Source organism: Acidithrix sp. C25, from assembly GCF_904848545.2.
In genome coordinates this window covers 355,580-368,043 of record NZ_CAJHCI020000001.1, presented here as the reverse complement: position 1 = coordinate 368,043, position 12,464 = coordinate 355,580, and the positions used below count along the sequence as shown (strand labels likewise).

The following is a 12,464-nucleotide window of genomic DNA, read 5'->3' as shown; positions in this document are numbered from 1 at the left end:
GAGCAACGATATGGCGCCAATTCGAAAACTTCTCATCGCAAACCGCGGCGAAATCGCCTCCCGTATTATTGCCACCGCACGACGGATGGACATCGCCACCGTAGCGATCTATTCCGACTCAGACGCCGATGCGCCCTATGTCAAAGAGGCCGACGAGGCGGTTGCCCTGGCGGGCAACGCACCATCGCAGACCTACTTACGCGACGATCTCATTATCGCTGCGGCATTAAGAACCGGCTGCGACGCAATTCACCCTGGCTATGGCTTTCTCTCAGAAAATGCCCCATTTGCATCGGCCTGCGCCAAAGCAGGGTTGATCTTTGTCGGTCCTGCGCCTAATGTCATTGCCTCGATGGGATCTAAGATTCTCGCCAAAGAACTCATGGCTGCAGCTGGAGTTCCGGTCCTAAGTGGAATCACCATCGCCGACGACGAAGAGCTCAAAAGTGATATTGGAGACGAAGCTGGCCGAACAGTTGGCTATCCCCTCTTGGTAAAAGCAGCTTTTGGTGGGGGTGGACGTGGGATGCGCGCGGTCAATAACCCCAACGAACTCATCCATGCCATCGCCTCGGCACGGCGTGAAGCAGAATCCGCATTTGGCAATGGTACGGTATTTCTGGAACATTACGTGGAGTCTCCTCGCCACATCGAAGTACAGATCTTTGCTGATACCCATGGCAATGCTGTGCACCTCTTCGAGCGAGAGTGCTCGATCCAGAGGCGATATCAAAAGATCATTGAGGAGGCACCATCGATGGCGGTAACCGATGATCTTCGCGCTGAATTAGGTGCCGCCGCAGTAAAAGCAGCGCAAGCAATTGGATATGTCGGTGCGGGGACGGTTGAGTTCGTTATGGGCACCGATGGAAAGTTCTTCTTCCTCGAGGTGAACACCCGCCTTCAGGTGGAGCACCCCGTAACCGAAGCAATAACCAGCCTTGACCTCGTGGCGTTGCAACTCGGCGTAGCAGAGGGCATCGCCCTGCCCCCAGCGGTCCTCAATGCCTCTATTCGTGGCTGGGCCATAGAAGCCCGCCTCTATGCCGAGGACGTCACCGCCGGATTCCTCCCTTCCAGCGGGACACTGGTGAAATTTGAAATTCCCACCTTCGCAGGGTTGAGGGTAGACTCCGGGGTGGCCGAGGGATCCAAAGTGGATATCCACTACGACCCGATGCTCGCTAAGGTTATCGCCTATGGGTCAACCAGAGATGAGGCACGTCGCCTTCTTGCCCGAGCGCTATCTAAAGCCAAAATTCACGGCGTAATCAGCAACCGCGACCTCCTAGTGGCCATCCTACGCGAAGATGACTTTGCTGGCGGGGCTATTGACACCGGATATTTGGTACGCCACAATCCGATCGAGCTCATCGCCTCCACCCATAGCCCCGAGATAATCGCAATACATTGTCTAGCGGCATCTTTGGCTGACCAAGCTACAAGACGAAGGGATGCCAAAGTCCAAATAAGCCTCCCCTCGGGTTGGCGCAACGTTCAAAATGGCCCTCAGCGACAGCGCTGGGCGATCGGAAACCAAGAACTCGAGGTCTCATATCGCTTTGGCCGAAACGGTCTCCAAGCTCAAGTAGACGACTCCTCCTTTGGCGAAATAGTCCTCTTTTGCGCCAGCGCGACCCAGGTGGATCTGGCAATCGCAGGAGTGCGCCACCGCATCGAGATCCATCGAGTCGGACAAACCTGCTACGTCGATAGCGCATTAGGTACTTGTGCCCTAGTGGAAGTACCTCGCTTTCCCGAGCCCGATTCGCGGGACGCTCCGGGATCCTTGTTGGCACCGATGCCTGGAGTTGTACTTCGGGTTCTGGCCGCCATTGGACAAGAGGTCCCCGCTGGAGCCCCAATCGTAGTGCTCGAAGCGATGAAGATGGAACACACCGTGCGTGCACCAGCCGCCGGCACCATCCAGGCCCTGCACATAAAAAGCGGACAAGCCGTTGATGTAGGTTTCGTGCTCGCGGTAATGGAGGGGGGCCAGTGAACGATACAGTCACCTATCAACTTAGGGGCGAAGTCGCCTGGCTTACCATCAACCGCCCCCAAGCGCGCAATGCTCTAAATAAAGCGGTCCGCGAGGGCCTATTCGAGGGGTTCCACCACTTCAACGACGATAAGAGCGCCCGCGTGTTGGTACTCACCGGCGCCGGCGACAAGGCCTTTTGTGCTGGCGGAGACCTAGTGGAGATGGCCCAGACCGCACTTGAGATTCCACCGGTCGACTTCGTCCCCCAGCTAGGGCGAAATATCCATACCGACAAAGTCACCATTGCAGCGGTAAATGGCATCGCTTATGCGGGAGGATTTCTACTCGCTCAAAACTGCGATCTGATCGTTGCAGCCAAAACCGCTAGGTTCGCCATCACTGAAGTCAAAGTGGGACGCGGTTCGCCTTGGGCGGCGCCGCTATCAGGGATAATACCTCAAAAGGTAGCGATGGAGATCCTGGTTACAGGAGAGCCCATCGACGCACTCCGAGCTTATCAACTCGGCCTCATCAACAAAGTCGTCCCCGCTAAAGATCTAGTCGAGGCCACCCAGAGGCTCGCTGAAACTATCGCCGCCAATGCTCCGCTATCGGTAATCGCAGCAAAGAAGACAGCGCGGCTAATTTCCGAGATGCCCCTAACACAAGCGTTCGCGGAGGCTGAACGCATCTGGGCTCCCGTCTATCTCAGTAGCGATGCGCAAGAGGGACCTCGCGCATTCCAAGAAAAGCGCCAACCGAATTGGAGTGGAAAATAATGGCTATTGACATGAGCAACCTACTTGATGATCTCGTCGCCGAAACTAAAGTGGTAGTAGCGATGCTCGCTCCACTGGAGGATTCCGCCTGGGAGTTACCGACCCCTGCTTCTGGTTGGGCAATCCGAGACCAGGTGAGCCACCTCGCCTACTTCGACGAGGCAGCGCTATTGTCGTTAGATGACCCTGAGAAGTTTCAAAGTGACGCTGGTGCGCTTAGCGCCTACGGAGACTCCTTTCCCGATGAGGTGGCAAAGAAATACCACGACGTCACTCCAGCCAAGCTCCTAGAATGGCTAAAGCAAGCCCGTTCCGACCTTGTTAGCGCTTTCACTGGAATCGATGCTCGCCAGCGTCTAAAGTGGTACGGTCCGGATATGAGCGCCGCAAGTTCTCTCACCGCTCGCCTCATGGAGACTTGGGCCCATGGCGTCGACATTGCCGATACGTTGGCGCTTCAGATCGTTCCAACAAATCGTTTGCGCCACATCGCCCATCTCGGCTTTAACACCCGAGAGTTTTCCTACACGCTTCGAAACCTCCAAATACCAAAAGAAGCCGTGCGAGTAGAACTTGGCGCTCCTGATGGTTCCATTTGGAACTTCGGCCCGCAAGAGGCAAAAGAAGTGGTGGTAGCAAGTGCTCTGGATTTTTGTCTCGTGGTCACCCAGCGCCGCAACATTAGTGAAACCAAGATCACCACCAGTGGCCCAATCTCCTCGGAGTGGATGCACATCGCCCAGGCCTATGCCGGTGCTGTGGGACCAGGGCGAGAGACTCAAGCATCCCTCGCAGACCAAGGAGGATCCAAATGACCCAAAAGCGCGCAGTTCGCATCGGAAACTGCTCAGGCTTCTACGGAGATCGCCTCATAGCTGCCAAGGAGATGGTCGAAGGTGGCCCGATTGACTTTCTCACCGGAGACTATCTCGCGGAACTCACCATGGCAATTCTATGGAAGGCGCGCCAGAAAGATCCGCGCGCCGGCTACGCCAGAACCTTTCTCACACAAATGGAACAGGTCCTTGGTAGCTGTGTCGATCGCGGCATCAAGGTGGTAAGCAATGCAGGTGGCCTCAATCCGGCGGCATTGGCCGAAGAGATTCGCACACTTTCTGAGCGTCTCGGAATCAGCGTCAATGTCGCCTATATCACCGGAGACGACATCATCGCTTCGATCCCTCACTTTCTCGAATCGGGATACGACCTTGCCAACTTAGACGCCGGACTTACCCTAAAAGAGGCCAATGTCGCTCCGATCACCGCAAATGCCTATCTCGGGGCTTGGGGAATCGTCGAGGCGCTAAAGGGCGGTGCCGAAATAGTGATCTGCGGGAGAGTCACGGATGCATCCTTAGTGGTGGGACCCGCCGCCTACTGGCATGGTTGGCGCCGCGACGACTATGACGCACTTAGCGGTGCGGTTGTAGCTGGCCACATTATCGAATGCGGACCTCAGGCTACAGGAGGCAACTATGCATTCATGGACGAAATCACTGATCGTCGCTATCCTGGTTTTCCAATCGCTCAAGTCGCCCACGATGGCACCTCGGTGATCACCAAGCACCAAGATACCGGGGGATTGGTCTCGGTGGGAACGATCACCGCACAACTGCTCTATGAGATCGCAGAACCCCAGTATCTCAATCCCGATGTCATCGCCCATTTTGACACCATCAACCTCGCGCAACTCGACACTAACCAAGTGCTCGTCACTGGGACCCGCGGAAGTGCCCCCACACAAAACCTCAAAGTAGCTCTTAATTATTTTGGTGGCTACCGCAACACCATGACCATGGTACTCACCGGCCTTCACATAGAAGAAAAGGCCGCCTGGGCCACCGAAGAGCTCTTTGGAATCCTCGGTGGCCCAGAGCAATTCGACGAAGTGGATGTACAGCTGATTCGATTTGAACGAGAAGACGCCCTTTTCAATGAGCTGGCCACAGCGCACCTACGCATCACCCTCAAAGACCCAGACCCCACAAAAGTTGGCCGGTCATTTTCTAATGGGGTACTTGAACTAGCTCTAGGTGGCTATCCAGGATTTCATACCACTTCCCCACCCACGTCAGAGAGTGCATATGTTATCTATTGGCCAACTTTGATCCCAGCATCATTGGTTACCCACACCGCGGTGCTCCAAGATGGCTCTAGCCTCACCATAGCGGGGCCACCACAATCAAACCAACCTAAGGCCGACCTTATTCACACGGCCACCTTTGACTTTCCCAAAGTTGCCCCAAAGCCAGCGCGCCTCGTCCCCTTGGGTTGCCTCTGCGGAGCACGCTCGGGAGATAAAGGGGGCAATGCCAACGTGGGAATCTGGGCGCGCGACGCTCAGGCCTTTGGGTGGCTCTTTGACTACCTAGATGTAGATCAATTTAGAAAGCTCCTTCCCGAAGCCAAAGATTTAGAAATCCGCCGCTTCGATTTACCCAATCTCTATGCCATCAACTTCGTGGTGATCGGTCTCCTCGGTGAAGGCGTTGCCTCTTCAACACGCCTTGATCCCCAAGCCAAAGGGCTCGGCGAGTACATTCGATCACGATATGTCGAGGTTCCCATCCAACTCTTAGCAAAAGAGTCCAGCGATGGATGACCAATCTTCAATTGCATGCCAGATCACACTAAATAGCCTCTTTAGTCGAAGCTTTCGCATCTTTTCGAAACGACGGGCAATTACCTCTGAAAGTGCGGCTTATACCTATGGCGAACTCGCTGAGCGGTCCCATAGACTGGCTAGCTCTCTCTATTGTCTTGGAATATCAAAAGGTGATAAGGTAGCGATACTTTCTGAGACCCGGAGCGAATACGTCGAGACCTATTGCGCACTTTCGTCCCTTGGCGTCATCGCCTTGACGATCAATATCCGCTTTCACCCCGACGAGATCGCCTACTGCTTGTCAACTGGCGCTCCCAAGGCGATAATCGTCTCTGGCGCACTAATCCCTTCACTTTTAGGGTTTATTGATTCAAATGAAACCACCTTGGTGATCACTTACGACGGGCCAACAAAGGGATATCTTGACTATGAAAGCATGATTGCGCAAGAGAATCCCCCACCGCCGGCAATTGAGATTACGTCATCTGATATTTACAACGTTCTCTATACCAGTGGTACCACCGGACGGCCCAAAGGAGCCATGATCAGCCAGGGGGCAGCCGCAATACGAGCGATGCGCTTGGCACAGTGGTTTTCTCTGACCCCAGACGATGGCTTTGTAGGTTGGCTACCTCTCTTTCATTGCGGTGGAGACGAATCTCTATATGCCACCCTCCAAAGTGGTGGAACCTATGCCACCTTAAGAAAAGCAGACGCCCGAATGATGTTTAAGGTAATAGAGCGCGACCGGCTCACCTGGACCTTGCTCCTACCCGGGGTGATCACCGACTTTTTACACGACCCTTCCCGTAGTGACTTCGATCTATCGAGTTTGCGCTTTGCGATCGGCTATGCCAATATGATGCCCAACATCGTCACCGAATTAACCGCCTCAGCGAATATAGACTTCTACGATGCCTTCGGGCAGACCGAAGCGAGCTATCTCATTGCGCATGGACTATCTGGTCCTGGCGAAACACCTAGCATGAACAAGATTCCCGCTCCTCTTATGGAGATTCGAATCGCAAATGACGATCTAAGCGAAACACCAGTGGGAGTCCCCGGAGAGTGCCTAGTGCGAGGACCCTCGGTTATGAGCGGGTATATGAATGACCCTGTGGCCACCGCCGAAGCTTTCTCTGGTGGCTGGCTCCACACCGGCGATATTCTGGTTCGAAATGGTGACGGCAGCCTTACCTTTGTGGATCGCAAAAAATACTTGATCAAGAGCGGTGGGGAAAACATCTACCCTGCCGAAGTCGAGCAGGTCATTGCTTCAATGGTTGAGGTAGAGGAGGTGTGCGTCTTTGGAATTACCAACGAACATTGGGGCGAGGCCGTCAGCGCAGTTGTGGTACTTAGGCCCGGCGCGTCACTCACCAAGGAGGAGATCACAAACTGGTGCAAAGAACGTCTCGGGGGATACAAGCGTCCGCGTGAGATAACTTTCATGCGCGCCGAGGATCTTCCTCGCTCCACCACCGGCAAACTTCAACGCCACCTCCTTAGCGAACTCACCAAAAGAGATGAAACCCTAAAGTGACCATGGTCGGAAATAACAATAACAACTCAAGGGTGAATTTTGCCCACATATATCGCCTCCAAATGGCCTACCTGGGGAAATTAAAGCTCAACAATTAAGGCTGTGTGGACAAGAGGATGACTAAAAGAGGAAACCAGATGGATTTTACCGAAAATGAAGAACACGTAGCGCTCAGGGTCGCGGTCGCCGCGATCTGTGACGACTTTGGAGCGGAATACTACCAGAGTCACGCGGAATCGCGCACCCCAACTACCGAACTATGGCGAGCCCTTGGGGACCACGGTTATATTGGCATCAATCTCCCCGAACAATACGGCGGGGGCGGTGCTGGACTCGTCGAACTAACCATGGTCTGTCAAGAAAGCGCTGCGCGCGGAACTCCACTGCTACTTCTCCTTGTTTCAAGCGCAATATCCGGCGAGGTGATCGCCACTTACGGCACCCAAAGCCAGCGCGAGAGATGGCTTCCTAAGCTCGCCTCGGGTGAATCCAAGATCGTCTTTGCCATAACTGAGCCATCAGCAGGTTCCAATACCCATCGACTCTCGACCTTCGCCCACCGTGTTGGTGATAGTGATAGCTGGAGTATTAGCGGTGAAAAATACTACATCTCTGGCGTCGACGAAGCGGATGCGATTTTAGTAGTTGCACGAACCTCACCTCCGAACGAAAAGGCACGCCTCTCGCTCTTTATCGTCGACAGCGATGCGCCTGGACTTTCAAAAATTCCACTGCCAGTCTCGGTTACGTTGCCAGAACGCCAATTCACTTTGCACTTTGACAATGTCAAAGTATCTGCCGACCGTCTTGTCGGAACCGAGGGCGACGGCTTCAAGCAAGTCTTTCAGGGTCTCAACCCCGAGCGAATTACCGGCGCTGGGCTCTGTGTCGGGATCGGGCGCTATTGCCTAGAACGCGCCGCGCAATACGCTAACGTTCGGGTGGTATGGGATACCCCGATTGGTGCACACCAAGGAGTATCCCACGCCCTCGCCAAGGCCAAGATCGAAGTAGAACTAGCTGCCCTGATGACGACAAAGGCGGCCTGGCTTCACGACAACCACCTTCCCGCAGGAGAGGCCGCCAATATGGCAAAGTATGCCGCAGCAGAGGCGGCACTTTCGGCCATCGATGCCGCAATACAGACCCATGGTGGCAATGGTTTAGCCACCGAGTACGGCCTCGTTCCTTACTGGGGATTGGCCCGTCTCCTTCGCATCGCCCCGGTCAATCGAGAGATGATTCTCAATTTCGTCGCTCAGCATTCTCTCGGGCTTCCCCGCTCATATTAGAAAGAAGGCACCAACATGACAACCTCTCCACTCTTTGACAACTTAATCCATCGCATCAATATCGGCGACAGCCTCACCCGAAGCGCTTATCGCTATCCCAATGCCTTAGCAGTCGTCGATCGCAATCTACGACTTAATTACCAAGACTTCAACGCCTGGGTGAACCGCATGGCAAATGCACTGATGGCCAAGGGTTACCAAGGTGGTGACGCCCTGGCACTGGCATCTGCAAATAGCGTGGAGTTCTTAGTCACTTATTATGCATGTGCCAAGGTAGGAATCGTCTGCGTGCCAATCAACCTCGGGTGGCGGCCCGAAGAGGTTGCATATGTGCTCGATCACTCAGGTGCGCGGGGGATTGTTATAGAAACCCAGCTTATGAAAGCCATTGCTCCAGCGATTGCAACCTCGGCCAAGATCCAAGATCTTATCATTGCTCAAGGAACTCATGCCGCCCATAGCGATTCCATTTCAGGATTGACAGGAATAGACTTTGTGGCTTTTTCAGCCGACACAAACCCAAGCGAGCCCGAAGCACTCATAGCCGACCGCGACGCTCTCACATATCTATACACAAGCGGGACAACCTCTTTTCCCAAAGGTGTGATCGGAAACCATGCCGCCATCTACTTAGAGTCGATGACGATGGCCTTAGAAGGACGCTTCGCAGCCGATGACCGTTTCGTGGCCATGATGCCGATGTTTCATACCGCACAGCTCAATTGTCACTGCACCCCAGCGATAATGGTGGGCGCCACGATCTACATCGAGAGAGGATTTGATGCAAAGGGGCTTCTCGATCTTATCGAAACTGACCATATCACTCAGATCTTTGGCCTTCCGATGATGTATCGAGCGATGCTTGACCAAGCCGATATCGCCACCCGCGATCTCTCCAGCTTACGCCGCGCCCTCTACGCCATGGCTCCAATGCCCGAGGCACAACTGAAAAAGTGTATCGAAGTATTTGGCTGTGGCTTCTATCTACTCTTTGGACAGACGGAGATGAGCCCCACTACGACGATCTTTCGTCCCGAACACCAACTCACCCATAATGGCGCAGTGGGAACCCCAGTAGTTAACGTCTGGGTGAGAATCATGGACGAAGCCGGCAATTTCCTCCCCCAAGGCTCCCAAGGTGAGATCGTCTATCGAGGGCCTCATACCATGACTGGATACCTACACAACACAGAGGCTACCGACGCAGCTTTTAAAGGCGGCTGGTTCCACTCCGGCGATGTCGGCCACTTTGATAGCGATGGAATCTTATGGTTTGCTGACCGCAACAAGGACGTGATAAAGACTGGAGGTGAAAACGTCGCCTCGATAGAGGTGGAAAAAGCTATCTATGCTGCCGATCCTAACATCGCTGAAGCCGTTGTAGTAGGTCTCAGCCACCAGCGCTGGAGCGAAGCGGTAACGGCAGTGGTAGTGCCCCTTCCAGGGACCACTATCGACAAAGACGCCGTGATTGCCAAGGTCAAGACGATCATCGATCCCTACAAAGCGCCTAAAGCGATAATCGTGGTTGATGCATTACCTAAGACCTCGACCGGCAAGATCCAAAAGAACCTCGTCCGCCAAGAGTTCAGCCACTTCTATAATCCACCCCAAGATTAAATACCCAAGGAGAAAACCATGACTGTCCCCGGCGAGACTCCCTTGCGTACCAGGGATCCCGCGCGCAAGGAAAAGATCCTCGAAGCTGCTGCAGAACTGGTCTCAGCCAGCGGCTTTCACGCAGTATCAATGGCCGATATCGGTCTTGAGGCAGGCATCACCGGTTCAGGTATTTACCGCCACTTTGAGAGCAAGTCGGCGATCCTAGTGGCTCTCTTCGATCGCTTTATCGACCGCCTCCTTCGAGACGAGCAACGCACTCTTGAGGAAGCTTCTGACATCAAAGTCGCCCTCGCAGGTCTCATAGAAGGGCAGGTCGAATTCGTAGTGCGAGACCGCGCAATCGCGCAGGTCTATCACAACGAAATTCGTAGCCTTCCTGACGACGATCAAATAAGGCTACGCCGAAAACAGCGATTATATGTTGAAGAATGGGTGCACCTGCTCCGTGAAGTGCGAAGTGAGCTTGATGATGCCACCGCTCGTACACTGACGCACGCTGCTATCGCTGCTATCCAGTCGCCCTTATTTCACAACGTCGGGCTACCGAAAGATCGTCTAAAAGAAACACTGACAACCGCAGCGATGGCCGTCCTTGACCTTACCTAGCCTTCGTAGCTATGGAAAAGTCTGCTGTGTTGTTCTCTGGATAATTCGCCTGGCAGTAGCAAATATTCATGCTCCACGACATCTTTCTCGACGCCTCTGGGTCAATTTTCAATTCTTGCAGAGTCACAAATCTCCGATTCAAAAGTCGCTGAATCTAATTGTTGAAACACCATGGAAATCGTATTGATAAATCAATCCAAAATGAATGAAGTGGAGGCAAAAAGGGCACTAGTTCAGCGTCTCTAGCGGGTCTTGATAATAAAACATCAAAGCGTACAACTTTGACTCTCTGAACAGGGTCTCAAGCTCAGCCTTAAAGCCCAACCACTTTCGAGTCGGCCCGTCTACCTTCGATATTTTAAGAATCCGATGATTCCGCCTATAACCAACACGGCTGCGACGATAAGCCAAATCCACGGATTCCATTCTTGAATGCGCCGGGCTAGATGTCGAAGTGGCTTTGCACACCATTTCTGGTCCCTGACGATTTAGCCACGCAATATATACAAGCACACCACCCGCCCCGCTTAAAGCTCCAAAGGCAGCACCACCTCGACCAGCCGGCCAGATAGCCAGGGCGATAGTTCCAATAGCTGCACCAAAAAGGGCCACGGTCGCAAAGATGGTAAAGGTGCAACCAAGGCGCCGAGCGCAAGCACACCGACTACTACCCATCCCACAAAGGAAACCGCGCGCGACTTTTCGTATGACGTAAACGCCAAAGTCACTATATACCCAAGTGGACAGGGCTCGGTGTATTGCGATTCTCTTTTGCCGGGAGGGTGCAAGAACTCCAACCGAGATTGTGAAAGTAGCTAACCAAAGGGTAGCTGTTCGTGGGTCAGCGAGATGAGAAAAGTAGCTAACACATCACTAAAATCTCAAATCATGCACCATCTAGCCCTGAGCCAGATAACGCCTAAGCCCACAAAGCTATCCTCTCCGGCTAACTCCACGGATCTGCCCAGCCTATCCATATCAGTTCACATTTCGGTTCCGAACTGTCGGCGGTAATTGCCATCGTCAACTGGGTTCCCTAGTCGCGATGTAGTCGCGGGCCGCACGTTATGGGCCGTATTGAAAGTGTAAAAGAGCAAGCTCACCACCTCGCTGGTAGGAAGTACCGCAGCGGTCCTAGTTATTACAACCCCTAACCAGTAGGATACAATTCGCCAAAAGGGTCGACTTCAAAATACTGTGCGCTGGTTAGGGATCATCATCGATAAATGAGCAGCCGGCGCAGTCAATCAACTCGGCTCGCATGCCCTTTGGGTAATCTTTTACCTGGCCCTACAGCTTCAATTTAGCCCTCCTTGTATACGAACTTGTTTTTCCAACGTCAAAGATCCTAAAAACCCGAGAGATTCTAAAAATTCTAAAGACAGAATGCGACAATCACTAGAAACCAAAATTTGCCGGCACTTGAAATTCCCGTCAAACTACCACATCAAATGGCCATCCAACCTCCTTTTGAACCCATCAAACTAGCAAAGCGGCCCTGTGCACAAGTGCCCAGTTTCCCTGCTTTGCGAACTCTTTTTAGTCCGAGATAACGCTCCTTATTAAAGTTGGAATAGAAGCTACAAGACACCAGTCCGGTATGAAAGAAAAACAAACACCCAAGAAACACTTGCGCCAATAGGTTTGCTAGATAGAGTTATTCCAGGCTCCAATCTTGAGTCTTACCCCTACCAAACACATCCAAACAAAGGCATCACGGCCCTGAATCCCAAAGGATCGGTCTCCGATCTTTAGCTGAAATTTAATTAATTCCTGTTTCTAAAAAGGACAAATAAACATGAAACATAGCCCTTAGGTTGAATCACCGCTTACACAACCTACTGACTGTGAAATGGGGACCTTTGATTGACTCAAAAAGCATCTCAAATCTACTTTAACGAGCTCTCTATCATTCGATAAACATAGAAAGACAACGACTTGGAGAGACACTATTACGCACAGATAGAGCGCCATAACCAACTATCGCCCGGTCGTGAATTTAGCATTTAAGATACAGTCACCTCTGTTTGAG

8 protein-coding genes are annotated in these 12,464 nt (G+C 52.9%); all 8 read left to right on the top strand.

Annotated features, from left to right (window positions below; all coding sequences use genetic code 11):
- The first annotated feature begins 10 nt into the window (after positions 1-10).
- Positions 11-2,002: an acetyl/propionyl/methylcrotonyl-CoA carboxylase subunit alpha gene (locus ACIDITHRIX25_RS88150; RefSeq protein ID WP_201732355.1), complete on the top strand. Its 1,992-nt coding sequence runs from the start codon at positions 11-13 to the stop codon at positions 2,000-2,002.
- On the top strand, positions 1,999-2,763 hold the full coding sequence (locus ACIDITHRIX25_RS88145; protein ID WP_052606223.1) for an enoyl-CoA hydratase/isomerase family protein: 765 nt from the start codon (positions 1,999-2,001) through the stop codon (positions 2,761-2,763). Before ACIDITHRIX25_RS88150 ends, ACIDITHRIX25_RS88145 begins: the two co-directional genes overlap by 4 nt.
- The gene (locus tag ACIDITHRIX25_RS88140; RefSeq protein WP_052606222.1) at positions 2,763-3,578 is read left to right on the top strand and encodes a TIGR03084 family metal-binding protein; all 816 of its coding nucleotides are present in this window, start codon (positions 2,763-2,765) and stop codon (positions 3,576-3,578) included. The genes ACIDITHRIX25_RS88145 and ACIDITHRIX25_RS88140 overlap by 1 nt, the downstream gene beginning before the upstream one ends.
- On the top strand, positions 3,575-5,365 hold the full coding sequence (locus ACIDITHRIX25_RS88135; RefSeq protein ID WP_201732354.1) for an acyclic terpene utilization AtuA family protein: 1,791 nt from the start codon (positions 3,575-3,577) through the stop codon (positions 5,363-5,365). The genes ACIDITHRIX25_RS88140 and ACIDITHRIX25_RS88135 overlap by 4 nt, the downstream gene beginning before the upstream one ends.
- Positions 5,358-6,911, top strand: coding sequence for a class I adenylate-forming enzyme family protein (locus tag ACIDITHRIX25_RS88130; protein ID WP_201732353.1), 1,554 nt, complete (start codon positions 5,358-5,360; stop codon positions 6,909-6,911). Before ACIDITHRIX25_RS88135 ends, ACIDITHRIX25_RS88130 begins: the two co-directional genes overlap by 8 nt.
- Before the next feature lie 137 nt (positions 6,912-7,048).
- The gene (locus ACIDITHRIX25_RS88125) at positions 7,049-8,203 is read left to right on the top strand and encodes an acyl-CoA dehydrogenase family protein (protein ID WP_201732352.1); all 1,155 of its coding nucleotides are present in this window, start codon (positions 7,049-7,051) and stop codon (positions 8,201-8,203) included.
- Positions 8,204-8,218: 15 nt separating this feature from the next.
- Positions 8,219-9,823, top strand: a complete 1,605-nt coding sequence (locus tag ACIDITHRIX25_RS88120; RefSeq protein ID WP_201732351.1) for an AMP-binding protein — start codon at positions 8,219-8,221, stop codon at positions 9,821-9,823.
- An 18-nt stretch (positions 9,824-9,841) separates the two neighbouring features.
- Positions 9,842-10,432: a TetR/AcrR family transcriptional regulator gene (locus ACIDITHRIX25_RS88115; RefSeq protein ID WP_052606217.1), complete on the top strand. Its 591-nt coding sequence runs from the start codon at positions 9,842-9,844 to the stop codon at positions 10,430-10,432.
- Positions 10,433-12,464 lie beyond the last annotated feature (2,032 nt).